The sequence below is a fragment of the Kitasatospora paranensis genome (assembly GCF_039544005.1).
GTDB classification, from domain to species: domain Bacteria; phylum Actinomycetota; class Actinomycetes; order Streptomycetales; family Streptomycetaceae; genus Kitasatospora; species Kitasatospora paranensis.
In genome coordinates this window covers 6,331,440-6,356,857 of sequence record NZ_BAABKV010000001.1, presented here as the reverse complement: position 1 = coordinate 6,356,857, position 25,418 = coordinate 6,331,440, and the positions used below count along the sequence as shown (strand labels likewise).

Below are 25,418 nucleotides of genomic sequence, written 5' to 3'. Positions count from 1 at the left end.
CGGACGGGAGGTGACGTCAGCCCTCGTCGACCCAGGCGGGCAGCGCCTCGCGGCGCGCCGCCCAGCCGTCGGGGAGCCCGGCGAGGCCGGTGCGGGCCGCCACCGTCCCGCCGGTGACGGCGCAGGTGGTGTCCACGTCGCCGAGGCCCTCCGCGGTCGTCCACAGGGCGTCGGCGAGGCTGTCGAGGTGGTGGGCGGCGGACCACAGGGCGAAGGGCACCGTGTCGGCCGCCCGGACCTCGGCACCGTTGCCGAGGAGGTCGGCCGCCCGCCAGGCAGGGGTGTCGGCGGGCAGCCCGGCGGCCCGGTGCAGTCCGTCGCGGACCGGCCCCGCCGGGGTCCGGTCCGCCACTTCGGCCAGCAGGTCGGCGCCGTCCGGTGCGGGCAGGCCGCGGCTGCGGGCGGCGAGCGCGGCCGCCACGGCCACCGCCACCGCGCCCGCGACGCCCTCCGGGTGGGCGTGGGTGACCTCGGCGGAGAACACCGCCTGCTCCACCGCCTCGTCCAGGTCCTCGCAGAACCACGCGCCGAGCGGGGCCACCCGCATGGCTGCCCCGTTGCCGAGGCTGCCCTCGCCGTCGAACAGGCCGCGCGCCGCGGTGCGCCACGCGGACGGCCGGTCGGCCAGGGCGGGCAGCAGCCGGTGCATGCCGTGGCCGTAGCCGCGGTAGGGGTCGGCGCGGTAGGTGACGCCGAACACCAGCGCCAGATCCTCCTGGTGCACGGCGCCGTACACGGTCAGGACCCGGAACAGCCCCAGGGCCATCGCGGTGTCGTCCGTCCAGTGCCAGGGCGACTCCCCGGGTGTCCGGCGGGCCCGGATCTGGTCGAACGCATCCGGGGCGGGACGGAAGAGCGGGAACCAGCGCTCCCCGAACGCATCACCGAGGGCCAGGCCTTCCAGGGAGTCACGGGCGGCAGCAGAGGGGGTCATGGGCGGCATGCTGCCAGCGGCCGCCCCGCGGGCGCACGGGCTTTTCGGGCGGGTCGCGGTTGTGCGCAGCGGTGCTGATCCGCCGTCAGGCCGCGAGCAGCCGCCGGCAGTGCTCGACGAAGGCGGCGAGGGCGAGTTCGAAGGCGGCGTCGGCACGCGGCACGGGGCTGGCGGCGAGGGCCGCGGCCAGCAGCGGGGTGGCGTTCTCGTCGGCGACCTCCCACATGGTCTCGGGTGCGGCGAGGTCGAGCGCGGAGCCGAGGACGAGGTTCTCCAGCGCGGTGAGCACCGGCATGGTGTCGGGCAGCGCGAAGCCGGCCTCGACGAGCATGCCGAGGGCCTGCTCGTAGGCGGTCAACACGCGGGGTTCCCGGACGGGTGAGGTGGTGAGCAGCGGGATGGTGCGCGGGTGGGCGGCGAACGCCGCCCGGTAGGAGCGGGCCCAGGCGGTCAGGGCGGTGTCCCAGGGCCGCAGGTCCAGGGCGGTGGCGTCGATGGCGGCGACGACGCGTTCGCGCAGCAGCTCGACGACTCCGCCGCGGCCCTCCACGTGGTGGTAGACGGAGGCGGTCTGCACGCCGAGCCGTTTCGCGATCTGCGGCACGCTGAAGTCGCCGTGCTCGTCGACGAGCGCGAGCGCGGTGGCGCCGATGCGCTCCTTGTCCAGCAGGGCCCTGCTCGGCCGCCCCATGTCCGACTCCCAGCTCGAAGGTCTTCCCAGATGCTACGGCCGCGGTCTACAGTGCCGAAAACCGAAAGCCTTTAGGTTTATGTCGATCCCCCGCCGGCACCGCACGAAGGGCACCCCCATGTCCCTGACCTCGCAGGCATCCCCGCCGCAGGCCCCCACGCTCAGATCCGGCAGCCTCGGCACCGGCGACATCACCTTCTTCGTCGTCTCGGCCGCCGCCCCGCTCACCGTGATGGCCGGCGTCGCCCCGTTCGCCCTGGCCATCGGCGGCATCGGCGCACCGGTCGCCTACCTGGCCGCGGGCGTCGTCCTGGCCGTCTTCGCCGTCGGCTTCACCACCATGGGCCGGCACGTCGCCAACGGCGGCGCCTTCTACGCGTACGTCACCCGGGGCCTGGGCCGCCCGGCCGGCATCGGCGCCGCCGTCCTCGCCCTGCTCGCCTACAACGGGCTGCAGATCGGCATGTACGGGCTGATCGCCACCAGCACCCGGGACACCCTGCAGGCGCTGTTCGGCTGGGACGTGCCGTGGCAGCCGATCGCCGTCGTCTCCGTGCTGGTCGTCTGGTTCGCCGGCTACCGGTCGATCGACTTCGGCGCGAAGGTGCTGGGCGTCCTGCTGGTCGCCGAGACCGGGATCCTCGTGCTGCTCGCCGGCGGGGTGCTGCTGCGCGGTGGCGCGCACGGCCTGCACCTGGACTCCTTCGCCCCGCACAACGCCTGGACGCCGGGCACCGGCGCCGTCCTGGCCTTCGCCTTCGCCGCCTTCTGCGGCTTCGAGTCGACGGCGATCTACCGCGCCGAGGCCCGGGACCCGCGCCGCACCATCCCGCGCGCCACCTACCTCGCGGTCGCCTTCCTCGGCCTGTTCTACGCCTTCATGGTGTGGACGGTCGTCCAGGCCTTCGGCGCCCGCGAGGTGCTGGCCGCCGCCACCGCCGACCCGGCCGGGCTGTTCTTCGCGGCCACCACCGAGTACGTCGGCAGCTGGGCGGCCGACGCCATGCACGTGCTGATCGTCACCAGCGTCTTCGCCTCGCTGCTGGCCTTCCACAACGCGATCACCCGCTACGGCCACGCGCTGGCGCACGAAGGCGTGCTGCCCGCGGCGCTCGGCCGGGTCCACCCGCGGCACCGCTCCCCGCACCTGGCCGGTGCGGCGCAGACCGTGCTGGCCGCCGTCGTGGTGCTCGGCTTCGCGGCGGCCGGCGCCGACCCGTACGCGCAGTTGCTGCTCTGGGTGAACAGCCCCGGGCTGCTCGGCATCGTGCTGCTCCAGGCCCTCACCGCGATCGCCGTCCCGGTCTGGTTCCGCCGCATCCGGCACACCGAGGGCGTGCTGCGCACGGTGGTCGCGCCGGTGACCGCGGCCCTGCTGCTGCTCGGTGCGCTGTACCTGCTCGTCGACAAGATCGAGTTCCTCACCAACGCCTCCACCGGCGTGAACCTGCTGCTCGTCCTGCTGGTGCCGGCCGTCTTCGGCGGCGGTCTGCTGCTCGCCGCCCGGCTGCGCCGCACCCGCCCGGCGACCTACGCGGCGTTCGCCGGCGAGACCGACACCACCGAGACCCGCACCGCCGAGACCGACAACGCCGAGACCGTCACCGCCGGCTGACCGACCGACCTCGACCGGCATCCGCCGGAACAACCACCGGGAGCACCACCGTGGCCAACGCCGACCTCCTCGTCACCGGCGCCCGCATCCACACCCTCGACCCGGCCCGTCCGACCGCCGGCGCGCTGGCCGTCACCGGCGGCGTGATCACCGCCGTCGGCGAGCCGGCCGAGCTGACGGCCCTGCGCGGCCCCGGCACCACGGTGCTGGACCTGGCCGGCGCCACCGTCACCCCCGGCCTCACCGACGGCCACACCCACCCGCTGATGGGCCTGGACGTCGCCACCGGGCTCGACCTGTCCGGCTGCCGCGACCTGGCGGCGCTGCGCACCGCCCTCGCCGAGGCCGCCCGGGCGACACCGCGCGGCGGCTGGGTCACCGGCTGGAACCTGGACCACAACACCTTCAGGGACCACCCGATCGACCGCACCGCGATCGACGACGTGCTCGGTGCCGTCCCGGCCTTCCTGCGGCTGTACGACGCGCACTCCGCGCTGGTGAGCGGCCGGGCGCTGGAGATCGCCGGCATCACCGGGCCGCGGCCGTTCGCCCAGCGTGCCGAGGTGGTCTGCGACGCCGGCGGCCGGCCGACCGGCCACCTGGTGGAGCACGCCGCGATCGACCTGGTGACGCCGTTCGTGCCCGCCCCCGCGGCCGCCGAACGCCGCGCCCGGCTGCTCGACCTGCTGCGCGGCATGGCCGCCACCGGCCTCACCACCGGCCACGTGATGGACCTGCAGAGCCCGGGCGCGCTGGAGCTGCTGGCCGCCGCCGAGGACGGGGACGCGCTGCCCGTCCGGCTGCTCATCCACCCGTGGTGCATGCCCGGCGACGGCGACGAGGGCGTCGACCGGCTGATCGCCCTGCAACGGCAGGCCGGGCGGGACTGGCGGGTGGCCGGCGTGAAGTTCTTCATCGACGGCACCGTCGAGGGCGGCACCGCCTGGCTGGAGCACCCCGACTGCCACGGCCAGGGCACCGACGCGTTCTGGCCGGACGCCGCCGAGTACACCCGCGCGCTGCACCGGCTGGACGCGGCCGGCGTCGCCACCGCCACCCATGCGATCGGCGACGCGGGCGTCCGGCACGTGCTGGACGGTGTGGAGGCCCTCGGCACCCCCGGGCACGGCACCGGATCGAGCACATCGAGACCGTGCCCGACGCCCAGCTGCCGCGCTTCGCCGCCCTCGGCGTGGCCGCCTCCATGCAGCCGGGCCACTGCGCGTACACCCGCGCCGACCGCACGGACGCCTGGTCCCGGCGGCTGGGCCGCGAGCGTGCCGAACGCGCCTGGCGGTGCCGCGACCTCCGCGAGGCCGGCGCCACCCTGGTGCTCGGCTCGGACTGGCCGATCTCCGGCTACGACGCGCGCGGGGTGCTCGCCGCGGCGCGGCTGCGGCGCCCGGCGGGCTCGCCGGACACCGCGCCAGTCCGGCCGGAGCAGGCGCTCACCGCGCTGATGGCGCTGGAGGGCTGCACCACGCACGCGGCGCGCGCGGTCGGCGAGGAGGCCGTGGCGGGCCGGATCGCGGTCGGGTACCGCGCCGACCTCACCGCCTTCGGGGTGGACCCGCTGGCGGCGCCGGCCGACGAGGTCGCGGCCGCGCCGGTCCGGCTCACCGTGGTCGGCGGCCGGGTGGTGCACCGGGCGGACTGACCGGGCCGGGCCGCCGCCGGCGGGCTCAGGGCCAGAGCAGGGTGTGCGTCCAGGCGATCCGGCCGGTGCCGAGCCCGGTGCGGGTGTACCGCAGCCGGACGTGCCGCCGGCCCGGGTCGCCCTGCCAGAACTCCACCTCGTGGGCGCGCAGCACGTAGACCGTGTGCCCGGCGGCGACCAGCTGCGGGTCGGCGTCCAGCAGCAGCTGGGCCTCCTCCGCGGCGAGGTCGTAGGCGGCGAGCGAGCCCAGCGGCTCGCTCTGCCGGCCGACCAGGGAGGCCACCCGGGCGCCGGGCGAGCGGTGCCGGAACTCGTCCGCGGACACCGCGGCGGGCGCCGGCTCGACGGCTCCGCGCACCCGGACCTGCCGCCCGAGCTGCGGCCAGTAGACGCTGAGCGCGGCCATCGGGCTGAGCGCCAGCTGGCGGCCCTTGGGGCTGGCCGCGTCGGCGGCGAACAGCCAGCCGGCCTCGGCGGTGTCCACGTCGCGCAGCACCAGCACCCGGGCGTCCGGCACGCCGTCCGCGTCGACCGTGGACAGCGTCATCACCTGCGGGTCCGGCACGCCGGCCTCCACCGCCTGCACCAGCCAGTCGACGAACAGCGGCACCGGTTCGGCCGGTGCCGCGTCCGGCTCGAAGGGGGCAGGTCACGGACCATCGGTGGCCGCTCGCGGAGCATCTCCCCCACGGCGCTCGGCCGGTAGGTGCTCGCCCGGTGCCCGTCGGCCCCGTACTGCTCCGTCCGCTGTCCGCCCGGGTGCTGCGCCACGGTTCGCCTCCTGCTTCCTCGCCCCTCCCTCCACGGTACTCAGTGGTGGAACGCGCTGCGTGCCTCCACCCCTGCTCGCGCAGCGGGGCCGGCTGCTGCCGCAGCTCCGGCAGGAGCCGCTTGAGGTCGGTGATCAGCAGGTCGGCGAGGTCGTGCGAGAAGCCGTTGCGGCAGACGACCCGGAGCACGGCGAGGTCGGTGCGGTTCTCCGGGAAGGTGTAGGCGGGCACCAGCCAGCCGCGTTCGCGCAGCCGCCGGGAGACGTCGAAGACGTCGAACTCCTTGACGTCGTCCGCGGTGGTGAAGGCGAAGACCGGCAGTTGGTCGCCGCGGGTGAGCAGCCTGAAGCAGCCGAGCGCCTCGATCTCCCCGGCGAGCCGGCCGGCGACGTCCCGGGCCGCCTGCTGGACGGCCCGGAAGCCGTCCCTGCCGAGCCGCACGAAGGTGTAGTACTGCGCGACCACCTCGGCGCCCGGGCGGGAGAAGTTCAGGGCGAAGGTCGGCATGTCGCCGCCGAGGTAGTTGACCCGGAACACCAGTTCCTCGGGCAGGGCAGCCGGATCGCGCCACAGCACCCAGCCGACGCCCGGGTACACCAGCCCGTACTTGTGGCCCGAGGTGTTGATCGAGGCCACCCGCAGCTGGCGGAAGTCCCAGGGCAGGTCGGTGTCGAGGAAGGCGGCGACCATCGCCCCCGAGGCGCCGTCCACGTGCACGGGGACGTCGAGGCCGGTGCGCTGCTGGAGGTCGTCCAGGGCGGCGCAGATCTCCGGCACCGGCTCGTAGGAGCCGTCGAAGGTGGAGCCGAGGATGGCCACCACCCCGATGGTGTCCTCGTCGCAGAGCGCCACCGCGCGGTCGGCCGTCAGGTGGAAGGTGTCGCCCTCCATCGGCGCCAGCCGCGGCTCGACCTCCCAGAAGGTGCAGAACTTCTCCCAGCAGACCTGGACGTTGACGCCCATCACCAGGTTGGGGCGGGCCCCGGCCGCGTACCGCTCGGGGTTGGCCTTCATCCAGCGGCGCTTGAGGGCCAGCCCGGCCAGCATGCAGGCCTCGCTGGAGCCGGTGGTGGAACAGCCCACCGCAGTGGACGGGTCCGGCGCGTTCCACAGGTCGGCGAGCATCGCCACGCAGCGCCGCTCCAGCTCCGCGGTCTGCGGGTACTCGTCCTTGTCGATCATGTTCTTGTCGACGCACTCGGCCATCAGCACCCGGGCCTGCGGCTCCATCCAGGTGGTGACGAAGGTGGCCAGGTTGAGGCGGGCGTTGCCGTCCAGCATCAGTTCGTCGTGGATCAGCTGGTATGCGGCGGACGGGGTCATCGGGCCGTCCGGCAGCTTGTGCGCGGGCGGCGCCACGGCCATCGCGCCGATCGGGTCGGCCTCGCCGAGCATCGGGTTGACGGCGAGCCTGCGGTCGTCGTCCCGTCCCTGGTGGAGCGGCATGGGAACTCCCTGGTGGGTGGTTGGTCCGTCACCACCGTCGCACCGCGCGCAGGCCTCCGCATCCGGTCACCCGGACGGCCGATCACTGGTGGCGACCGCCCCGGGCGCGGCGCAGCGTCGGCAGCATCTGCGATCGACTCCGAAGGGAGCCGCCATGACCGCCACGCCCTCCTCGACCGGACCTTCCTCCCGCCCGACGGGCACGGTGCCACCACCGGCCAACAGCGGCTGGGTGAGCGGCCTGGTGCTGTTCGCCGGCGTGATCATGCTGGTCAACGGCCTGCTCGACCTGTTCCAGGGCATCGTCGCCGTGGCGCAGGACGACCTCATCGTGACCACGCCCAAGTACGTGTTCCGGTTCGACCTGACCTCGTGGGGCTGGATCCACATCGTGCTCGGCCTGGTACTCGCCCTGGTCGGACTCTGCGTGCTGCGCGGGATGGCCTGGGCCCGCTACACGGGCATCGCCGTCGCCTCGCTGAGCGCGATCTTCAGCTTCCTGTGGCTCCCGTACTACCCGGTCTGGGGACTCGTGGTGATCGCCCTGGACGTCTTCGTGATCTGGGCCCTGGCGGTGTACCGGGAGGACTGACGCCTCGCCACCGACGCCGAGCGGCCGCCGCACCGAGGTGCGGCGGCCGTTCGGCTGCGTGACGGGGTCTCACTCCACCGTCCAGCCGATGCGGCCGATCCCGGAGCTGTAGAAGGCGCAGGTGCCGCGGGATTCGCCGACCCCGCCCGGGGGCACCGTCGCCGAGTTGCCGGTGACGTCCGGGGCGAGGCCGCAGACGATGTCGGCGTGGAAGGTGACCGTCCCACCGGTGTCGTTCTCGCAGTCGACGCCGCCGGTCAGCGGGTCGTTGGTGTGGACCCAGGCGGTGCAGTCCAGCCCGGAGCGGGCGGTGCGGACGGCCCCGCCGGGCGCCGCGGCGGCCGCCGGGAACACGGGGGCGACGACCAGCAGCAGAGCGGCGGCGGCGACCGGAAGGGTCTTCAACTGTCCTCCTGGGGAAGCGGAACGGGCCTTGCCCCAGGCCTTCCCCGAAGGATCGGACGTACACTGACTCTTTCGGGTGACGCAGCCGCCCCTCAGGGCCGACGGTCGTTCAGGATCCGCTGGAAGAGCACGTGGTCGGTCCACTTCCCGTCCAGGAACAGGTAGTCGCGGGCCACCCCGATCCGCTCGAACCCGCACTTGGCCAGCACCCGCTGGGAGCCGGTGTTGGCGACCGCCGCACCCGCCTCCAGGCGGTGCAGGCCCAGCTCCTCGTCGGCGGCCCGGCAGGCCAGTTCCGCCGCCGCGGTCGCCAGGCCCCGGCCGGCCGTCGCGGCGTCGATCCAGTACCCGAGCACCGCGCTGCGGACGTGGCCCGGCACGACGGCTGAAATCGTCACCGTGCCCACGACCTCCTCCTCCCGGACGAGCACCCAGTGCACGCCGCGGCCGGCCTCCAGCGCAGCCGCCTGGTCCGCCAGCCGGGCCCGCTGCGCCTCCGGGGTGAAGAACGACTCGTCCCGGTGCGGGTCCCAGGGCCGCAGGTGCTCCCGGTTGCGCAGGTACGCGCGCAGCATCGCGTCGGCGTCCTCCGGCGCGGACGGGCGCATCAGCACGTCCGCGGCGACCACCGCCGTCAGCGCGCTCACCGCAGCCCCAGCACGTCGGGGTCGGACGCCAGCGTGCGCATCGGCTCCCGGGGGTCGGCGACCAGCTTGCGCGCGGCCAGGTCGAGGAAGCCGCCGACGGCGGTGACCTCGGCCGCGACCGTGCCGTCCCGCTTCACCACCGTCTGCTCGACCCGGAACGTCCGGCCGTCGCCCCACACGAAGCGGGAGCTCACGTCGACCTCGTCGCCGGCCCGCAGCTCCCGCCGGTAGCGCACGGTGGTCTCCAGCACGACCGGGCCGACCCCCTGCGCCATCAGGTCGGCCTGGCGGATCCCGGCGTGCTGCAGGTGCGCCCAGCGGGCGTGCTCGGCGTACTGGAGGTACACGGACTGGTTCAGGTGGCCCTGGGCATCGGTCTCGTAACCGCGCACCGTGATCGGGACGGAGAAGTCGTGGTCTGCCATGGGACGAACGCTACGCCCGGCCGACGGTGCCCCGGCCGTCAGGGGGCGAACCGCCGGCCGGGGGCGGCTCACCCGCGCTCCGCCGCGATCTGCCGGGCCATCAGGGTGGTGAGCTCGTAGGCGGTGTGCGAGGCCGCCACCGAGGTGATCTCGGCGTGGTCGTACGCGGGAGCCACCTCGACCAGATCGGCGGAGACCAGGTTGCAGCCGGCCAGGCCGCGCAGGATCTCCAGCAGCTCGCGGGAGGTGAGGCCGCCGGCCTCGGGGGTGCCGGTGCCGGGGGCGTGCGCCGGGTCGAGGACGTCGATGTCGATCGAGACGTACAGCGGCCGGGTGCCGATCCGCTCGCGCAGCTGCTGGACGACCTCGTCCACGCCGCGGCGCATCACGTCGGCGGAGGTGACGATGCCGAAGCCCAGCTTCTCGTCGTCGTCCAGGTCCTGCTTGCCGTAGAGCGCCGCGGGTGCCGACGTGGGAGAGGGCGGAGGTGTCGAGGATGCCCTCCTCGACGGCCCGGCGGAACGGCGTGCCGTGCGTGTACTCGGCGCCGAAGTAGGTGTCCCAGGTGTCCAGGTGGGCGTCGAAGTGCAGCAGCGCGACCGGGCCGTGCCGGTCGGCGACGGCGCGCAGCAGCGGCAGGGCGATGGTGTGGTCGCCGCCCAGGGTCATCAGCCGGGCGCCGGTGGCGAGCAGGTCGCGGGCGGCCGCCTCGACGGTCTCCACCGCCTCGTTGATGTTGAACGGGTTGGCCGCGATGTCGCCGGCGTCGGCGACCTGGGCGAGCGCGAACGGGGAGGCGTCCTGCGCCGGGTTGTACGGGCGCAGCAGCCGGCTTGCCTCGCGGATCGCGTTGCCGCCGAACCGGGCACCGGGCCGGTAGGAGACGCCGGTGTCGAACGGGACGCCGACCACCGCGACGTCGGCGCGGCCGACCTCGTCCAGCCGGGGCAGCCGGGCGAAGGTGGCGGGCCCGGCGTAGCGGGGGACGCGGGAGGAGTCGATCGGTCCGCGCGGTTCGAAGCTGCTGCTCATCAGGGTCCTCGGGTGGTTCTCAGTCGGTGTGGTCGGGGGCGATCCGGTGGGCCAGCCGGAGCAGGGCGGCCCAGGCGAGCGCGGCGGCCTGCTCGTCCCGGAGGTCGGAGTCGGTGTCCTCGCCGGCCAGCTGCCGGGCGGCGAGCTCGCTGACCTCCGGGGAGGGCAGGACGAGCCGGGCGCCGCCGGCCCGGGCGGTGGTCTGGATCTCGCAGGCCTTGTCGAGGTAGTACATCCGCAGGAAGGCCTCGCCGGGGGTGCGGCCCACCGTGAGCAGGCCGTGGTTGCGCAGGATCAGCGCCGGGTGGCCGGCCAGGTCGGCGACCAGCCGCCGCTGCTCGTCGAGGTTGAGCGCGACACCCTCGTAGTCGTGGTAGCCGACCCGGTCGTGGAACTCCAGCGCGATCTGGTTGACCGGCAGCAGGCCGTCGGCCTGGGCGGCGACCGCGCAGCCCGCCCGGGTGTGGGTGTGCAGGACGCAGTGGGCGTCCGGACGGGCCGCGTGGATCGCGCTGTGGATGACGAACCCGGCCGGGTTCACCGGGTACGGGCTCTCCTCGACGGGGTTGCCCGCCAGGTCGATCTTCACCAGGTTCGAGGCGGTGATCTCCTCGAACAGCAGCCCGTACGGGTTGATCAGGAAGTGCTGCTCCGGGCCGGGCACCCTGACCGAGATGTGGGTGAAGATCAGGTCGGTCATCCGGAAGTGCGCGACCAGCCGGTAGACGGCGGCCAGCTCGCGGCGGAGCCGGAGCTCCTCGGCGCTGCGGCCGGCGGTGCCGTCGGCGGGGACGGCAGCGGTGGTCAGGGTGCCCGTCATGGTCAGACCCCCGCGGTGACGGGCTCGGGCTCGACCGGGGTGCGACCGTCGAGGCGGTCGCGCCAGGTGGCGAGGATGCCCTCGTCGGTGGGCCGGGTGGCCAGGCTGACCGCGAGGTAGGCGACCAGGCTGACGCCCAGGCCGTAGTAGATGGGCTCGTTGGCCAGCGTGCCCTTGGTGATCATCAGGCCGATCACCGTGGCACCGCCGGCGATCATCGCGGCCAGCGCGCCCTGCACGTTGCCGCGCCGCCACAGCAGCCCGCCCAGGATCGGCACCAGCAGGCCGCCGACCAGCAGGTTGTAGGCGACCGTCAGCGCCGACAGCACGTCGTCCAGCAGGCAGGCCAGGCCGATCGACACCGCGCCCAGGACGATGATCGCCAGCCGGTTCGAGCCGACCTCGTCGTGGCCGCCGTCGGCCACCGCGCCGCCCCGGCCCAGCCGGCCCCGGACCCGCGCCCAGATGTCGTTGTTCGCCACCGTCGCCGACGCGATCAGCGCACCACTGGCCGTCGACATCATCGCCGACAGCGCCGCGGCCAGCACCAGGCCGCGCACACCCGTCGGCAGCGCGCTCTTCACGATCGTCGCGAACGCGCTGTCCGCGCCGGGCAGCTGCGGGTACAGCGCCTTGGTGGCCATCCCGATCACGGCGCCGGCGAGCGCGTAGACCAGGCAGTAGACGCCGGCCACGGTGCCGCCCCAGGACGCGACCTTGTCGGTACGGGCGGTGAACACGCGCTGCCAGATGTCCTGGCCGATCAGCATGCCGAAGGTGTAGATCAGCACGAAGGTGAGGATCGACTCGCCGCCGATCGAGCCGAACGAGAAGTAGCCGTCCGGCAGCTTGTCGGCCATCGCGCCGAACCCGCCGGCCTTGACGACGGCGATCGGCAGCAGGAGCACCAGCACGCCGATCGACTTCACCACGAACTGCACCATGTCCGTGAGGGTGATCGACCACATGCCGCCGAGGGCCGAGTAGCCGACCACGATGGCGCCGCCGATCACCACGGCCGCCCAGCGCGGCACGTCGAACAGCACGTCGAACACGGTGGCGTAGGCGATGGTGGAGGTCACCGCGAGCATCAGGGTGTAGACCCACATCACCACGCCGGAGATCACGCTGGCGGCGTCGCCGTAGCGCAGCGAGAGCATCTCGGCCACGGTGTAGACCCGCAGCCGGGCGATCCGGGCGGAGAAGAACACGCTCAGCGCGAGCAGGCCCAGGCCGATCGCGAACACCATCCAGGCCCCGGACAGGCCGTAGGTGTAGCCGAGCCGGACGCCGCCGATGGTCGAGGCGCCGCCGAGAACGACGGCCGCCATCGTGCCGGTGTACATCAGGGGGCCGAGACGGCGGCCGGCGACCAGGAAGTCGCTCTTGGACCGGGCACGTCTCTTGCCCCACCAGCCGACGCCGATGATGCCCAGCAGGTAGCAGGACATCACCACGTAGTCGATGGCCATGGAGTCCTCCGATCCGGCCGGTCCGCGCGGGGGTGCGGACGTGCCGGGGTGCTCGTGGGGGACGGCGGCCCGGGGCCGGGCACGGGGGTGCCCGGCCGCGGGTCGCACGTGAGGGGGACGGTGGGGCCGTCGGTGGTCGTACCGACCGTACGTCGACCCGTGAGGAGAACGTAAACGGCCCGTGGCCCGGGCTGAAGTGTCGGAACCGTCCATTCTCTATGCTGGGAATGGCGGAAGCATCCATCGGAGCGCCCGTCCGTCCACCGCCCGTCCACCCCGCGAGGGAGTCCGGCTTGTCCGCCCAGCCCGTCCGGCCCGCCCCGTACGACCCCCGCCGGGCACCCCGACGCTGCCGCTCGCCGTCCTGCTGGGGGCGCCCGGGCTCGGCCTGGAGCTGATCGCCGGGCCGCGCGACGAGCGGCTGATCGGCACCATCGGCACCACCGAGCTGCCGGAGCCCGCCCCCTACCTGTTCGGCGGGGAGCTGCTGCTGACCGCGGGCGTCCGCTTCCCGCCCACCCCGGAGGCGGTCGACGCGTACGTGCGCAGCGTCGTGGCGGCGGGCATCGCCGCGCTCGGCTTCGGTGTGGCCCCCGTGCACGACGAGGTGCCCGGCGTACTGGTCGAGGCGTGCGAGCGGCACCGGCTGCCGCTCGTCCGGGTCCCGCCGGCCACGCCGTTCGTGGCGGTCAACCGGGCCGCCTACCGGTTCATGGCCGAGGCCCGCAGCCGCGACCTGCGGGAGGTCTCCGAGGCGCAGTCCGCGCTCGCCTCGGCGGCGGCCCGGCCGGACGCGCTGCCCGCCGTCCTGCACCAGCTCGCCACCCGGGTCGGCGCCTGGGCCGTCCTGCTGGACGCCGGCGGGCAGGAGCTGTTCGCCGCGGGCGCGCGGCCCGCGCCACCCGTCCCGCGGCAGCTGCGCGAGCTGGCCACCCGCACGGCCGCCCGGCTCACGGACCGCCCGCCCGGGGAGCGGCCCGCACCGCCCACCGCCGCCGTCGAGCACGCCGCCGGCCGGCATCTCACCGTGCACACCCTGCCCGGGGCCCTGGTGCTCGGCACCGCCGCCGAGGCGCCGCCGACCGCCGTGCACCGGTCGGTCACCGGGGTCGCCACCGTGCTGCTGTCACTGCTCACCAGCCCCCGGCACGCCCTCGGCGCGGACGCGCGCGGCGCCGGTGCGCTCGTCCGGCTGCTGCTCGGCGGCGAGCCCGCCGCGGTGGCGCCGCTGCTGCACCCGACCGGGAGGTGGACGGTCGTGCAGGGCCGTTGCAGCCGGCCCGGCCACGGCGAGGACCCCGTCCGGCTGGCCGCCCTGGGCACGGCCCTCGGCACGCCGTACCTGGACGTGTCCGGCACCGACCTGCTCGCCCTGGTGCCGGGCGACGCGCCCGCCGACCCGGGCGGGGCCGTCCGGCTCGGCTGGACACTCGGCATCAGCGCCCCCGTCGGCGCGGACGGGCTCCCGTACGCGGCCACCCAGGCCGGGCGGGCCCTGCGCCGGGCCCTCGCCGCCGGGCTGCCCGCGGCGCACCAGCGCGAGGAGGCGCTCAGCGTGCACACGCTCGTCCCCGGCGAGGACGCGCGGGCGCACGCCGAGGCGGTGTTCGCCCCACTGGCCGGGGCCGCGGCCCCGGGCGCGGCGGTGCTGCTGGAGACCCTGCGCGGCTGGCTCGCCCAGCACGGCAGCTGGGACCGCACGGCGGCGGCCCTGGCCCTCCACCGGAACACCGTCCGGCAGCGCATCGCCCGGATCGCCGACCTGCTCGGCACCGACCTGGCGGACCCGGACGTCCGGATGGAGCTCTGGTTCGCCCTGCGGCACCTCCCGGGCGAGCAGCCGCCGGAGCACTGAGGCAGCTCGAAGCCGCGCTTCTGACGAACAGTCAATCTTTGTGCGAAAAAGGGAAACCGGCGGCTCGCCCCCTTCGTTCGACCGGGTGCTGACGATGTACCGACACACGACGGGAGCACAGCACCGTGCGAGTCCTCTTCACCGCGCCGGGCGCGGCCGGGCACCTCTTCCCCTGATCCCCACGGCGCAGGCACTGCGCTCCGCCGGGCACGACGTCCTGCTCGCCGGGCGGCAGCCGGTCGAGATCCTGCGGGCCACCGGGCTGCCGGTGGTCGAGGTCGGCGACGGCAGCACCCTGCGCGACGCGTTCCGGCACGCGGCGGATGCGGCGGCGACCGAGCCCGGCTACGTCTCCGGCTCCCGTACGGAGGAGGAGACGATGCGGCTGGCGTCGCTCGGCTTCGCCAACCACGGCCGCCGGGCGCTGGACAACCTGCGCGCCCTCGCCGGGGGCCGGCGCCCCGACCTCCTGGTGCACGCCGCCTTCGACGCCGCCGCCCCCTGGTCGCGGCCGAGCTCGGCATCCCCGCCGTGGTGCACAACTTCGGGGTGATGTCCGGGCTCTCGATGGCCGACCGGCTGGCCGGCGCCCTCACCGAGGACTACCGGGCGGGCGGGCTGGCCGGCCCCGGGCCGCGGAGCGTGGTGGACGTCGTCCCGGCCTCGCTCGGCGGCGACGGCACCGGCTGGCGGGTCCGCTACGTCCCGTACAACGGCGGCGGGACGGTGCCGGCCGAACTCGCCCTGCCCGGCCCGCGGCGCCGGGTCGCCGTCACCCTCGGCACCGTGCTCACCGACTGGGACGGCGTGCGCGCCATCACCCGGGTCATCGAGCAGGCCGCACGGGTCGACGCCGACTTCCTGCTCGCGGTCGGCGACGCCGACCTCGCACCGCTGGGCACCCTACCCGCGAACGTGCGCCCGCTCCCCTGGGTGCCGCTCGCCCAGCTGCTCGAGTCCGCGGACGCGGTGGTGCACCACGGCGGGTCGGGCACCATGCTGACCGCGGCCGCGGTCGGCATCCCGCAGCTGATCCTCCCGCAGGGCGCCGACCACTTCACCAACGCGGACGCCTCGACGGCCCTCGGCTTCGCCCTCCGCGCCGAGGACACCGCCGTGGACACCGAACTGCTCGACGCCCTCCTCGACGACGACCGGCTGCGCAAGAGCGCCGCCGCCGTCCGCGCCGAGATCACCGCCCTGCCGTCCCCGGCCGAACTCGTGCCCCGCCTGGAGGAGTTCGCCGCCGGCCACTGACGCCCGGGGGTCAGTCGGCCGGGGAGAGCTCCGCCATCGGCGACCAGCCCTGGCCGGGGGCCTCGACGTAGATGATCTGCGGGGTGCGGGAGATGGCCTGCGGCAGGGCGGCCATGGCGGCCTTGAAGTGGTCGGAGTTCACGTGGGCCTCGCCCGCCGCGGCCGACTCGAACGCCTCCAGCAGGACGAACGCGTCCGGGTCGTCCACGCTGCGCGACCACTCGAAGAACAGGTTGCCGGGCTCGCTCCTGGTCGCCCGGGTGAAGTCCTCGACCAGCGGGAGCCAGCGGTCGCGGTACTCCGGCCGGACGGCGAACTTGACGGTGATGTAGATCATGACGGTCCCTTCGATGGGGCGGCGTCCGTCCGCCGCCCGGCGTGCCGAGCGTCGCACACCCGGCGCCCCGGGCACGGCCGGACCGCCGGGCCGGACGGCAGCACGCCGTCCGGCCCGATCCGGTCGGGACCGGGTCAGACCCGCCGGGCAGTGATCAGGGCGCCGTCCAGCGGCAGGTCCGCCCGGCCGGTCGGCTCGAAGCCGGCCTCGGCCAGCAGCCGCCCGTAGTGGGCGGCCGTCCGCTCGCGGCCGCCGACGTTGCAGAGCATGTGGACGTCCCACGGGACGGCCAGGGACGGGCTGTCGTCCTCCGGCAGCAGGCGCTCCACCACCAGCAGCTCGGCGTCGGCCGGCATCGCCTCGGCCAGCCGCCGCAGGATGGCCAGGCACTGCCGGTCGTCCCAGTCGTGCAGGACGCGCGACAGCAGGTAGATGTCGCCGCCCTCGGGGACGGCCTCGGTGAAGTCGCCCTCCACCAGTCGGCAGCGGTCGGCGCAGCCGGCCTTCGTCATGGTCGTCCGGGCGGCCTCGACGGCGTGCGGGCGCTCCAGCAGGACGCCCTCCAGGTGGGGGTGGGCACGCAGCACCCGGCTGAGCAGTTCGCCGTTGCCGCCCGCCACGTCGACCACCACCTTCGCCCGGCCGAAGTCGACGAGGTCGGCCACCGGGCCGAACATGGGAGCGCTCGCGGCCATCGCCCGGTCGAAGAGGTCGGCCAGCTCGGGGCGGGCCGCGAAGTACGGGAAGTGGTGGGCCCCGAACACCTCCTCGAAGGCCTCGCGGCCGGTGCGGACGGCGTGGCCGAGCGCACCGAACGACCGGTAGAAGGGGCCGCCGTAGAGCTGGGCGAGGGCGTGCAGCGACTGCTCGGTGCCCGTCCGCAGCAGCCGGCCCGTCGGGGTGAGCCGGTAGCGCTCCGGGCCGTCGGCTCCCTCGGCGGCCCCGTCCGCGGTGACCACGCCGAGGCCGGCGAGGTAGCGGAGCAGCCGCCGGAGGCTGTCGTGGTGGGTGCCGGTGAGCACGGCGAGCCGGTCGGTGGCGGGCGGCCGCTCGGTGTCGAGGTGATCGGCGAGCCGGAGCTCGGCGGCGACCGCCAGCGCCTGGGTGGCCCAGGCGCCGGTCATCAGGGTGAGGAGCTGCTCGGCGGGCCCGCTCGGGGTGCGCCCGTGCGCGGCGAGCACGCCGGCGTGGTGACCCGCGGCGTTCAGCTCCAGGCGGCTGTAGGGCCCGGTGGCGGCGTCGGCCCGGAAGTAGAGGACGGTGGCGTTCTCGTGCGCGTTGTGGCCGCCGCCGTCGGCGGTGGTCCGCCCGGCGGTGAGCAGGGTCTCGCGCAGCCCGGCGAGGACGACCGCGTCCGGGTCGGTGACCTCGAAGGCGAGGTGGGCCTCGTGGTTGTCGCGGCGCTCGCCCTCGACGACGGCGTCCAGGCCGGAGCCGGGCGGCACGGCGAGCGCGAAGATCTCGATCTCGCAGGCGGAGCCGTCTGCGGCGGTCACCGGGGCGCGCAGGATGCCGACCTCCAGCGAGGCCGCGGGCCGGCCGTAGCGGTGGGCGAGCCGGCCCCGGACGACCACGCTGGGGGCGACCGGGCCGACCGCCAGCCCGCGGGCCCGGAGCTCCTCGCGGAGACCGGCGAGAGACGGCGGGAAGACCAGGACGGCAGCGTGGGTGAAGGCGGCGTGGGCGGCGAGCGCGGCCCGTTCGGGGCCGGCGAGGCCGGGCAGGAGCGCGGCGAGGACGGTGCCGGTGTCGTTGCCGCGGATGAAGGCGGCGGCGCGGTCGATCCGTTCGAGGTCGGCGGGATCGGTGCGCAGCAGTGCGGCGGCCAGCGGTGCGGCCATCGGTGGTACCCCCGTGTGATGGTGACGTGTGGCGGTCGGTCGGGCGGGTGGACGGTCGGACGGGTGCGTGGGCGGACGGGACGGGACGGACGGGGTGGTGACGATCCGTCAGATGCCGACGTAGTTCTCGGCGAAGTGGTCCTGGTGGCGGCGCGAGGTCTGCAGGCTCTCCAGCCGGGCCTGCTGCAGCGCGCGCAGGAAGACCGCCTCCTCGCCGTCCCCGGCGGGGCCGTGCAGCAGGTTGATCATCCAGTGCGAGAACTCCTGGGCGCGCCAGATGCGGGGCAGGCAGTCGGCGGAGTACCGGGCGAGCGGCCGCTCGTCGCCGCCGTCGAGCAGGGCGGTCAGGGCGGCGGCGAGCAGCTCGGCCTCCATGACGGCGAGGTTGGCGCCCTTGGCCGCGGACGGGCTGATCAGGCTGGCGGCGTCGCCGACCAGGAAGAGCCGGCCGTACTGGATCGGGTCGAGCACGTCGGAGCCCATGTCGACCACCCGGCGCTCCAGGATCGCCCCGCGGTGCAGCGGGCCGTGCCGGTCGGCGCGCAGCCGGGCGCCGAGGGCCGTCCAGATCCGGTCGTCCGTCCAGGCCGCGGGGTCGTCGCCGCGCGGGCACTGGAGGTAGTAGCGGGTGACGTCGGGCGTGCGGGCCATGTGCCCGGCGAAGCCGTCCGGGTGGACGCCGTACGCGACGGCGGCCATGCTCTGCGGCGCGGCGGCGAGCAGCGCCAGCCAGGAGACGCCGTGGTCGCGCCGGTAGCGGCGGACGGCACCGGCCGGGACGGCGGTGCGGGCGATGCCGTGCCGGCCGTCGCAGCCGGCCACGAAGCGGCCGGACAGCCGCCGGAGCGCGCCGTCCGGGCCGCGGGTGGTGACGGCGGGACGGTCGGTGCCGAGGCCGTCCACGGCGACGGCGGCGGTCTCGAAGCGCAGGTCGCCGCCGCGGTCGAGGAACGCGGCCACCAGGTCGCGGACGAGGTCCTGCTGCGGGTACACGGTGTGCACCTCGCCGCGGCCCAGGCCGCCGTACGCCAGCTCGAACTCGCCGGACGCGGTGCGGAAGGCGCAGGTGTCGTGCCGCCGGCCGTGCTTGAGCAGCCCGTCGGCGAGGCCGGCCCCGGTGAGCACCCGGACGGTGTTGGCGGCCAGGAATCCGGCCCGGGCCCGCTGCTCGACGTGGACGCGGCTGCTGCGCTCGACGACGGTGCATGCGATGCCCGCGGCGGCCAGCAGGTTGGCCAGGACCAGCCCGGCCGGGCCGGCCCCGATGATCGTGACGGTCGTGCTCTCCTCGGTGACGCGGTCCACCGAACCTCCCCTCGTGCGCGCGGAATCGCGGCGCGCACCACTCCCCGGCTCTGACTGTGCTCGATCGACTTCCTATCAGGACCGCGCCGCAGGCGGGTAACCGGCGCACTCCAGGCGGGTGAACGACGGGGCCGGACGGAGAGTTTCACGGAGCGTCGGACACCTGATCGGGTCCGGCTTCCTCGGACGGCCGGCTCCGGTCCTGTCCGATCTTGAGCGTTCAGGTCCGCGGCCGGTGATCGTCGATCAATCCCCGCGGCGGCCATTTTCACCTGATGGGGTGGCAGGCGCTGCTCCGGCCGGTCGATCGGCGGCTCGGCGATCTAGTGTTCAGTGCTGGGCGGGCCGGTCTGCGCCGAGTCGCCATCTTCTTTTTGTCGTAACGGATATGACGCTCCGCCAGCTCACGGTGGGGGCGCCGAGAACCACCCTGACGAAGGAGTACCCTGCCGATGTCCGTGGACGCGAGCCCGGAGGCACCGCAGGTGCAGCAGCAGTCCAGCCTTGCCACGGCTGCAGCCCGCAACCTCGCCACGACCACCAAGTCCGCCCCGCAGATGCAGGAGATCACCTCGCGGTGGCTGCTGCGGATCCTGCCCTGGGTGCAGACGTCGGGTGGCACCTACCGGGTGAACCGCCGGCTCACCTACACCGTCGGTGACGGCCGGATCGAGTTCATCAAGACCGGTTCCGAGATCCGGGTGATCCCGCGCGAGCTGGGCGAGCTCGCCCTGCTGCGCGGCTTCGAGGACGTCGACGTGCTGACCGCACTGGCCGACCGCTGCGTCCAGCGCGACTTCGGCCCCGGCGAGGTGCTGGTCGAGGCGGGCACCCGGTCCGAGCACATCCATCTGATCGCCCACGGCAAGATCAACCAGATCGGCACCGGCCGGTACGGCGACTCCTCGGTGGTGGAGGTCCTCGGCGACGGCGACCGCTTCGGCGAGAACGCCCTGCTCGACGCCGACGCGCTCTGGGAGTACACCGCGAAGTCGGCCACCGCCGGCACCGTCCTCTCCCTCTCCCGCCGGGAGTTCGAGGCCGTACTGGACGGCTCCCCCGCGCTGCGGGCGCACCTGGCCGAGTTCAGCGCGCTGCCACAGCAGCGGCAGAACGAGCGCGGCGAGGCGGAGATCGCGATGTCCGCCGGCCACACCGGCGAGGTCCTGCTGCCCGGTGCCTTCGTCGACTACGACCTGCGGCCCCGCGAGTACGAACTGAGCGTCGCGCAGACCGTGCTCAAGGTGCACACCCGGGTCGCCGACCTCTACAACCAGCCGATGAACCAGATCGAGCAGCAGTTGCGGCTGACGATCGAGGCGCTGCGCGAGCGCCAGGAGCACGAGCTGATCAACAACCCGGAGTTCGGCCTGCTCAACAACGCCGACTTCGACCAGCGGATCCAGACCCACTCCGGCCCGCCGACCCCGGACGACCTGGACGAGCTGCTCAGCCGCCGACGCGACTCCGAGTACTTCCTCGCCCACCCGCGGACGATCGCGGCCATCGGGCGGGAGCTCAACTCCCGCGGGCTGTACCCGGACCACGTCGACCTGCAGGGCCAGAAGGTGCCGGCCTGGCGCGGTGTGCCGATCCTGCCGTGCAACAAGATCCCGGTCACCAAGGAGCGCACCAGTTCAATCCTGGTCGTGCGCACCGGCGAGGACAACCAGGGCGTCATCGGCCTGCACCAGACCGGCATCCCGGACGAGTACCAGCCCAGCCTGTCGGTCCGCTTCATGGGCATCGACGAGAAGGCCCTGATCTCCTACCTGGTCACCGCCTACTACTCGGCGGCCATCCTGGTGCCGGACGCGGTCGGTGTGCTGGAGAACGTCGAGATCGCGAACGGCCGCAGCTGACGGAGCGGCACCCGTAACCATCGGCATGATCTTCCGGTTGACGTGGCGTCGGGCGGTGCCCCAGGCACCGCCCGACGGTTCGTCCAGCTCCCGCAGGCCCGAGGAAAGGCCCCCGCACCCCATGTCCGGACCGTCCCCGCGACCCGGCCGCCGCATCCGGCTGGCCGGGGCGGTGCTCGGTGCCTCCGCCGCCTGCACCGCGCTGACCGGCGCGGCGGCGGCCTCCGCCGGCGCGCTCGGGCCCGCGCACGGCGGGCCCGACCTGGGGGTCGAGAACTGTCTCTCGATCGGGATCGAGGTCTCCGGGGGCACGTCGACGTCTCGGTGGACACCTCCACCGAGGTGTGGTTCGGCGGTGCGGAAGGGCTGTCGCACGGCCCGCACCCGGAGCGCTCCGGGCACCCCGGGCATCCGGGTCACCCAGGGCGTCCCGGACACCCCGGGCGTCCGCCGCGGCCGCCGCACCCCTGCCCGCCGCCGAAGCCGTCGCCGTGCCCTCCCACGCCCACGCCGACGCCCTCCCCCACGCCGACGCCCTCCCCCACGCCCACACCCACCCCGGTGCGGACCCCGACGCCGCCCCCGGCGCCGCCCAGGCCGACCCCGCGCGCACCCGCGCCACCGGCACCCACGCCCGTCCCCGGACCGCCCCCCACGCGAACAACGGCGCCGCCCGCCGTCGTGGTGCCACCGCCCGCACCCCCGCACCCACGCCGCACAAGCTCTGGGTCCCGCCGAACCGGCCGGCCCCGCCGCCCACGCGGCACCGGCAGAACACCCCGGTGACCACGATGATGCTGGTCACCGTGCCGGCCGTCCTGTCCGCGGCGGCCTTCAAGGTGCGCAGCCGGGCCGCCCGCGGCGGCGGCCGCTCCTGAGCGGAGGGCCGGTCGACCAGCCGCCGTCAGACGAAACGATCCAGCAGTGAACAGGAGTTGTCATGTCGGAGTGGCTCGCCCTGGCGATCGCCATGTCGGCCGCCTGCGCGGTCATGGTCGCCGTGGTGGTGCTGCGCCAGCGCAGGGTCACCGAGGACGACGATCCGTCCGAGACACCGGACGTCATCGAATACATGACGATGATGATCGGCGTGGTGTACGCGATCGTGCTGGGCCTGGCCATCGCCGGCGTCTGGGAGGCCCGCAGCTCCGCCCAGGACGACCTGCTGTCCGAGGCACAGGCCCTGCACGAGGTGAGCGCCCGCGCCGAGGTCTATCCGGCGGACTTCCGGGCCCGCGTCCGCGGCGACGTCGACGCCTACGTGAGCTTCGTGGTCGACACCGAGTGGTCGTACATGGAGAAGAACGGCGAGATCTCGCCGCGCGGCACCGAGCTGCTGGCCAAGCTGCGGCAGGACGTCGCCTCGCGGGCACCGCAGTCCGACCTGGAGGCCCAGGTCTACCAGCCGATCATGGACCGGATCGCGGCGGCCGACGAGGCCCGGACGTCCCGCGGCCAGAACGTCGGCCCGACCATGCCGGGCGTGGTGTGGTTCGGCCTGATCGTGGGCGCGCTGGTGACGGTCGGGATGGTCTTCGCCCTGCAGATCCGGCGCTCGGGGCGCGAACTGATCCTGGTCGGCACCTTCAGCGCGCTGATCGCCTTCCTGCTGTTCCTGATCTGGGACTTCGACGACCCGTTCGGACGCGGGATCTCGGTGACCACGCAGCCGTTCCTCGACCTGTTCCCCGCGCTGCACTGAGCGCGGGCCACCGCACGGCGGAGGGGCCGGCCCGCGCGCGCGGGTCGGCCCCTCCGGTACGTTCCGCTCCGGCGGTGCCGGATCAGTACGGCTTGACCAGGACGTGGGCCGCGCCCGGGATGCCGACCTTCAGCAGCTCGTCCTCCTCCGCCGTGGTCGGCGTGCCCGTCTCCTGCTTGAGCACGGCCCGGGACAGCGCCTGCACGAACATCGCCCGCGGGCGGCGGCGCTCCTCCCAGGTCTGCAGCGCCTCGGGCACGGACCCGGCGGCGTCCAGCGACCGGGCGAGCACCAGCGCGTCCTCGACCGCCATCGCCGCACCCTGCGCCAGGTGCGGGGTGGAGGCGTGCGCCGCGTCACCGGCCAGCACGACCCGGCCGACGTGCCAGGGCTCCTCGACGGTCACCTGGGAGATCCGCGAGTGGACCACCGCGGCCGGGTCGGTGACGTGGGTGAGCGCCTCGGCGACCGGTCCGGCGAAGCCCGCCAGCCGCTCGGCGAGCTGCTCGTGGGCACGCTCCGGGTCCGGCCGGAAGTCCTCGGCCTCGGCGAAGACCGCGCCCAGGTACATCAGGTCGCCGGTGATCGGGGTGAGCAGCGCCTTGGCCGCCTGGTTGCCGGTGCTCATGACGACGCCCTCGACGCCGCTCTGCCGCGGCACGGTGACCCGCCAGTTGGCGAAGCCGGTGTACTCGGGGCGGTAGCGGTCGCCGTACAGGCGGGTGCGCAGCGGCGAGCCGATGCCGTCGAAGCCGACCACCACGTCCCACCGGCCGGCGGAGCCGTCGGAGAGCGTCACGTCGACGCCGTCGTCGTCGGCGGCGAGCTCGGTGATCGTGGTGCCGAAGCGGATGACCGCGCCGGCGGCGGTGGCCGCGGCGCCGAGCACCCGGGCCAGCGCGGGCCGCGGGATGCCGTTGTTGGCGGGGGCGCCGTCCATCCGCGGCTGCGGGATCTTGGCCAGCGTGCCGCCGGCCGGGTCGCAGATGGTGAGCACCTCCCACTCGAAGCCCTCGGCGAGGCAGGCGTCGAGGACACCGATCTCGCGCATCACGTGGAGGGCGTTGGAGGGCTGGATGATGCCGACGCCGAGGGCGTCCAGTTCACCGCGGAGCTCGGCCACCTCCACGGTGTGGCCGCTGCGGGCGAGCGCGGTGGCCAGGGTGAGGCCGCCGATGCCGCCGCCGTGGACGAGGACGCGCAGGGATGTTGCCATGTCTGTTCTCTCCGGGGTTCGGGCGCGGCCGGGCAGGGGAGGCCGGGCCGCCGGTGGGGCGGGACGTCGTGCCGGGGTCAGCCGGCGGCGGCGGGCAGGGCCATCAGGTGGTCGACGAGGGCGAGCAGCACGTCGCGGCCGAAGGAGCGCTCGCGGACGTCCCCGACCCGCATCGGGACGTGCGGGTCGAGGTCGAGGGCGGCCCTGATCTCGTCCGCGGAGCGGGTGTTGACGCCGTGGAAGCAGTTGATCGCCACCACGAACGGGATCCCGCGGCTCTCGAAGAAGTCGATCGAGGCGAAGCTGGTCTCCAGCCGTCGGGTGTCGGCGATGACCACCCCGCCGAGCGCGCCGTTGACCAGGTCGTTCCACATGAACCAGAACCGCTCCTGGCCGGGCGTGCCGAACAGGTAGACCACCAGCTCCGGGCTGACCGTGATCCGGCCGAAGTCCAGGGCGACGGTGGTGGTGTCCTTCTGGTCGACGCCCGCCAGGTCGTCCACGCCGACGCTGGCGGTGGTCAGGTACTCCTCGGTGCGCAGCGGCGCCACCTCGCTGACCGCGCCGACCAGGGTCGTCTTGCCGACCCCGAAGCCGCCGGCGATCAGAATCTTGACGGCGGCCGCCGCCTGGGTGGTCGTCATCTCGTTCACAGCCTCCTCAGTCCCTCACGTACGGCGGCGAGCAGGACCAGGTCGGGGCCGCCCGCGGCCCGTGCCACCGAGAGCGGGGCACGGGCCAGCAGGAGGCCCTGGGAGACCAGGTCGGCCAGCAGGATCTTGGTCACCGAGACCGGCAGGTCGATGTCGGCGGCGACCTCCGCCACCGCCGCGGAGCGGCGGCAGCGCGCCAGGATCGCCCGGTGCTCGGGCTGGAGCCTGCCCGGGCGGACGGGCGCACCGTAGGCGTCCCGAGGGTCCTGGGCGGTGGTGAGCAGGGTGATGAGGGTGAAGTCGTCGCGCTCCGGCGCGGTCCGCCCGCGGGTGATCGTGTACGGGCGGACCATGCCGTCGGCGGCGTCGCCGTCGTCCTCGTCCCAGTCCGGATTCACCCGCGCTGCCCGCCGCGGGCGCCGAAGGCGTCGAAGTCGCCGCGGACGGGCGTGCTGAGCTTCTGGCCGACCTGCTGCACCAGGTTGTGCATGGCGAGCGACATGACCTCGGCGTCCACCTCCTGGGAGGCGACGACCGCCAGGTGGGTGCCCTGGCCGGCGGAGATGACGAACAGCCAGAGCTCGGCCAGTTCGACGATCACCTGGTGGACGGGGCCGCCCTCGAAGAGCTGGCCGACCCCGCGGGCGAGGCTCTGCTGCCCGGTGGCGATGGCCGCGAGCCGCTCGGCGTCGGAGCGGGCGATGGTGCGGGAGTGGCTCACCACAAGGCCGTCGTCGGACAGCAGGACGGCGTTCCTCGTCCCGGCCACCGAGTCCACCAGGCCGTCGAGCAGCCAGTCCAGGTCCTGGTGGGTGGCGGTTGTGCGCGTCATGACCGGTCTTCTCTCGTAGGGATGGGAGGGGTGTTCCAGGTGTCGTCGGCGG

General features: G+C 74.5%; 22 protein-coding genes and 4 pseudogenes. 9 read left to right on the top strand and 17 right to left on the bottom strand.

The features are described from left to right. Positions 1-16: 16 nt before the first annotated feature. Complete coding sequence (locus ABEB13_RS30200; protein WP_345707987.1) at positions 17-934, bottom strand: ADP-ribosylglycohydrolase family protein; 918 nt, start codon at positions 932-934, stop codon at positions 17-19. Positions 935-1,019: 85 nt separating this feature from the next. Further along, positions 1,020-1,625, bottom strand: a complete 606-nt coding sequence (locus ABEB13_RS30195; RefSeq protein WP_345707986.1) for a TetR/AcrR family transcriptional regulator — start codon at positions 1,623-1,625, stop codon at positions 1,020-1,022. A gap of 118 nt (positions 1,626-1,743) precedes the next feature. On the opposite strand from ABEB13_RS30195, the gene ABEB13_RS30190 reads away from it, so the two are divergent. Both ABEB13_RS30190 and ABEB13_RS30185 read left to right on the top strand, forming a co-directional pair. Beyond that, the gene (locus tag ABEB13_RS30190) at positions 1,744-3,240 is read left to right on the top strand and encodes an APC family permease (RefSeq protein ID WP_345707985.1); all 1,497 of its coding nucleotides are present in this window, start codon (positions 1,744-1,746) and stop codon (positions 3,238-3,240) included. A gap of 50 nt (positions 3,241-3,290) precedes the next feature. Further along, positions 3,291-4,897 (top strand): annotated as a pseudogene (locus ABEB13_RS30185) (amidohydrolase). A gap of 25 nt (positions 4,898-4,922) precedes the next feature. On the opposite strand, the gene ABEB13_RS30180 reads toward ABEB13_RS30185, so the two are convergent. Then, complete coding sequence (locus ABEB13_RS30180) at positions 4,923-5,474, bottom strand: pyridoxine/pyridoxamine 5'-phosphate oxidase (protein ID WP_345709875.1); 552 nt, start codon at positions 5,472-5,474, stop codon at positions 4,923-4,925. A 233-nt stretch (positions 5,475-5,707) separates the two neighbouring features. Continuing rightward, positions 5,708-7,113, bottom strand: a pseudogene (gene gad / locus ABEB13_RS30175) (glutamate decarboxylase). Positions 7,114-7,267: 154 nt separating this feature from the next. On the opposite strand from gad, the gene ABEB13_RS30170 reads away from it, so the two are divergent. After that, entirely contained in the window at positions 7,268-7,705 is a 438-nt protein-coding gene (locus ABEB13_RS30170; RefSeq protein WP_345707984.1) for a DUF7144 family membrane protein, read from the top strand. Between the two features lie 69 nt (positions 7,706-7,774). Here the strand turns inward: ABEB13_RS30170 and ABEB13_RS30165 are convergent, their stop codons facing one another. The 6 genes and pseudogenes from ABEB13_RS30165 to ABEB13_RS30140 all read right to left on the bottom strand — a co-directional run bounded on the left by ABEB13_RS30165 (position 7,775) and on the right by ABEB13_RS30140 (position 12,506). Continuing rightward, positions 7,775-8,110 carry a hypothetical protein gene (locus ABEB13_RS30165; RefSeq protein ID WP_345707983.1) on the bottom strand — a complete coding sequence of 112 codons (336 nt, stop codon included), beginning with the start codon at positions 8,108-8,110 and terminating at the stop codon, positions 7,775-7,777. Positions 8,111-8,202: 92 nt separating this feature from the next. Further along, positions 8,203-8,757, bottom strand: a complete 555-nt coding sequence (locus ABEB13_RS30160; protein WP_380230387.1) for a GNAT family N-acetyltransferase — start codon at positions 8,755-8,757, stop codon at positions 8,203-8,205. Continuing rightward, entirely contained in the window at positions 8,754-9,182 is a 429-nt protein-coding gene (locus tag ABEB13_RS30155) for an acyl-CoA thioesterase (protein ID WP_345707982.1), read from the bottom strand. Before ABEB13_RS30155 ends, ABEB13_RS30160 begins: the two co-directional genes overlap by 4 nt. Before the next feature lie 68 nt (positions 9,183-9,250). After that, a pseudogene (gene speB, locus ABEB13_RS30150) lies at positions 9,251-10,214 on the bottom strand (agmatinase). 19 nt (positions 10,215-10,233) lie between these two features. Beyond that, entirely contained in the window at positions 10,234-11,034 is an 801-nt protein-coding gene (locus ABEB13_RS30145; protein WP_345707981.1) for a class II aldolase/adducin family protein, read from the bottom strand. A 2-nt stretch (positions 11,035-11,036) separates the two neighbouring features. Beyond that, positions 11,037-12,506 (bottom strand): sodium:solute symporter family protein, encoded by a 1,470-nt coding sequence (locus ABEB13_RS30140; RefSeq protein WP_345707980.1) that lies wholly within the window; start codon positions 12,504-12,506, stop codon positions 11,037-11,039. A 181-nt stretch (positions 12,507-12,687) separates the two neighbouring features. On the opposite strand from ABEB13_RS30140, the gene ABEB13_RS30135 reads away from it, so the two are divergent. From ABEB13_RS30135 to ABEB13_RS30125, 3 genes are all read left to right on the top strand, one after another. Beyond that, the gene (locus tag ABEB13_RS30135; protein ID WP_345707979.1) at positions 12,688-14,361 is read left to right on the top strand and encodes a PucR family transcriptional regulator ligand-binding domain-containing protein; all 1,674 of its coding nucleotides are present in this window, start codon (positions 12,688-12,690) and stop codon (positions 14,359-14,361) included. Positions 14,362-14,455: 94 nt separating this feature from the next. Further along, a complete protein-coding gene (locus ABEB13_RS30130) occupies positions 14,456-14,914 on the top strand; it encodes a glycosyltransferase family protein (protein WP_345707978.1) in 459 nt (152 codons plus the stop codon). Further along, complete coding sequence (locus ABEB13_RS30125; RefSeq protein WP_345707977.1) at positions 14,893-15,618, top strand: glycosyltransferase; 726 nt, start codon at positions 14,893-14,895, stop codon at positions 15,616-15,618. Before ABEB13_RS30130 ends, ABEB13_RS30125 begins: the two co-directional genes overlap by 22 nt. A 10-nt stretch (positions 15,619-15,628) precedes the next feature. Here ABEB13_RS30125 and ABEB13_RS30120 read toward each other — a convergent pair whose 3' ends face one another. The 3 genes from ABEB13_RS30120 to ABEB13_RS30110 all read right to left on the bottom strand — a co-directional run bounded on the left by ABEB13_RS30120 (position 15,629) and on the right by ABEB13_RS30110 (position 19,101). Beyond that, positions 15,629-15,955, bottom strand: a complete 327-nt coding sequence (locus tag ABEB13_RS30120; RefSeq protein ID WP_345707976.1) for a putative quinol monooxygenase — start codon at positions 15,953-15,955, stop codon at positions 15,629-15,631. Between the two features lie 134 nt (positions 15,956-16,089). Continuing rightward, positions 16,090-17,796 (bottom strand): methyltransferase, encoded by a 1,707-nt coding sequence (locus ABEB13_RS30115; protein ID WP_345707975.1) that lies wholly within the window; start codon positions 17,794-17,796, stop codon positions 16,090-16,092. A gap of 108 nt (positions 17,797-17,904) precedes the next feature. Beyond that, on the bottom strand, positions 17,905-19,101 hold the full coding sequence (locus tag ABEB13_RS30110) for a 4-hydroxybenzoate 3-monooxygenase (protein WP_345707974.1): 1,197 nt from the start codon (positions 19,099-19,101) through the stop codon (positions 17,905-17,907). 452 nt (positions 19,102-19,553) lie between these two features. On the opposite strand from ABEB13_RS30110, the gene ABEB13_RS30105 reads away from it, so the two are divergent. From ABEB13_RS30105 to ABEB13_RS30095, 3 genes are all read left to right on the top strand, one after another. After that, positions 19,554-20,963 (top strand): family 2B encapsulin nanocompartment shell protein, encoded by a 1,410-nt coding sequence (locus ABEB13_RS30105; RefSeq protein WP_345707973.1) that lies wholly within the window; start codon positions 19,554-19,556, stop codon positions 20,961-20,963. A 491-nt stretch (positions 20,964-21,454) separates the two neighbouring features. After that, on the top strand, positions 21,455-21,841 hold the full coding sequence (locus ABEB13_RS30100) for a hypothetical protein (protein ID WP_345707972.1): 387 nt from the start codon (positions 21,455-21,457) through the stop codon (positions 21,839-21,841). Positions 21,842-21,903: 62 nt separating this feature from the next. Next, a complete protein-coding gene (locus ABEB13_RS30095) occupies positions 21,904-22,665 on the top strand; it encodes a bestrophin-like domain (RefSeq protein ID WP_345707971.1) in 762 nt (253 codons plus the stop codon). 82 nt (positions 22,666-22,747) lie between these two features. Here the strand turns inward: ABEB13_RS30095 and ABEB13_RS30090 are convergent, their stop codons facing one another. The 4 genes and pseudogenes from ABEB13_RS30090 to ABEB13_RS30075 form a co-directional block, all read right to left on the bottom strand. Beyond that, positions 22,748-23,881, bottom strand: coding sequence for an FAD-dependent monooxygenase (locus ABEB13_RS30090; RefSeq protein WP_345707970.1), 1,134 nt, complete (start codon positions 23,879-23,881; stop codon positions 22,748-22,750). Between the two features lie 77 nt (positions 23,882-23,958). Then, on the bottom strand, positions 23,959-24,525 hold the full coding sequence (locus ABEB13_RS30085; RefSeq protein ID WP_345707969.1) for a GTP-binding protein: 567 nt from the start codon (positions 24,523-24,525) through the stop codon (positions 23,959-23,961). Between the two features lie 5 nt (positions 24,526-24,530). Beyond that, positions 24,531-24,839: pseudogene (locus tag ABEB13_RS30080) on the bottom strand (DUF742 domain-containing protein); the annotation flags it as partial. A gap of 89 nt (positions 24,840-24,928) precedes the next feature. After that, on the bottom strand, positions 24,929-25,366 hold the full coding sequence (locus ABEB13_RS30075; protein WP_345709873.1) for a roadblock/LC7 domain-containing protein: 438 nt from the start codon (positions 25,364-25,366) through the stop codon (positions 24,929-24,931). Positions 25,367-25,418: the final 52 nt, after the last annotated feature.

What these genes read in the sequence shown, in the direction of transcription:
- ABEB13_RS30145 (WP_345707981.1), bottom strand. Translation starts at nt 11,034, where the DNA reads ATGACGGGCACCCTGACCACCGCTGCCGTCCCCGCCGACGGCACCGCC.
- ABEB13_RS30105 (WP_345707973.1), top strand. Translation starts at nt 19,554, where the DNA reads ATGTCCGTGGACGCGAGCCCGGAGGCACCGCAGGTGCAGCAGCAGTCC.
- ABEB13_RS30120 (WP_345707976.1), bottom strand. Translation starts at nt 15,955, where the DNA reads ATGATCTACATCACCGTCAAGTTCGCCGTCCGGCCGGAGTACCGCGAC.
- ABEB13_RS30170 (WP_345707984.1), top strand. Translation starts at nt 7,268, where the DNA reads ATGACCGCCACGCCCTCCTCGACCGGACCTTCCTCCCGCCCGACGGGC.
- ABEB13_RS30140 (WP_345707980.1), bottom strand. Translation starts at nt 12,506, where the DNA reads ATGGCCATCGACTACGTGGTGATGTCCTGCTACCTGCTGGGCATCATC.
- ABEB13_RS30130 (WP_345707978.1), top strand. Translation starts at nt 14,456, where the DNA reads ATGTACCGACACACGACGGGAGCACAGCACCGTGCGAGTCCTCTTCAC.
- ABEB13_RS30195 (WP_345707986.1), bottom strand. Translation starts at nt 1,625, where the DNA reads ATGGGGCGGCCGAGCAGGGCCCTGCTGGACAAGGAGCGCATCGGCGCC.
- ABEB13_RS30095 (WP_345707971.1), top strand. Translation starts at nt 21,904, where the DNA reads ATGTCGGAGTGGCTCGCCCTGGCGATCGCCATGTCGGCCGCCTGCGCG.
- ABEB13_RS30190 (WP_345707985.1), top strand. Translation starts at nt 1,744, where the DNA reads ATGTCCCTGACCTCGCAGGCATCCCCGCCGCAGGCCCCCACGCTCAGA.
- ABEB13_RS30200 (WP_345707987.1), bottom strand. Translation starts at nt 934, where the DNA reads ATGACCCCCTCTGCTGCCGCCCGTGACTCCCTGGAAGGCCTGGCCCTC.
- ABEB13_RS30075 (WP_345709873.1), bottom strand. Translation starts at nt 25,366, where the DNA reads ATGACGCGCACAACCGCCACCCACCAGGACCTGGACTGGCTGCTCGAC.
- ABEB13_RS30085 (WP_345707969.1), bottom strand. Translation starts at nt 24,525, where the DNA reads ATGACGACCACCCAGGCGGCGGCCGCCGTCAAGATTCTGATCGCCGGC.
- ABEB13_RS30155 (WP_345707982.1), bottom strand. Translation starts at nt 9,182, where the DNA reads ATGGCAGACCACGACTTCTCCGTCCCGATCACGGTGCGCGGTTACGAG.
- ABEB13_RS30090 (WP_345707970.1), bottom strand. Translation starts at nt 23,881, where the DNA reads ATGGCAACATCCCTGCGCGTCCTCGTCCACGGCGGCGGCATCGGCGGC.
- ABEB13_RS30115 (WP_345707975.1), bottom strand. Translation starts at nt 17,796, where the DNA reads ATGGCCGCACCGCTGGCCGCCGCACTGCTGCGCACCGATCCCGCCGAC.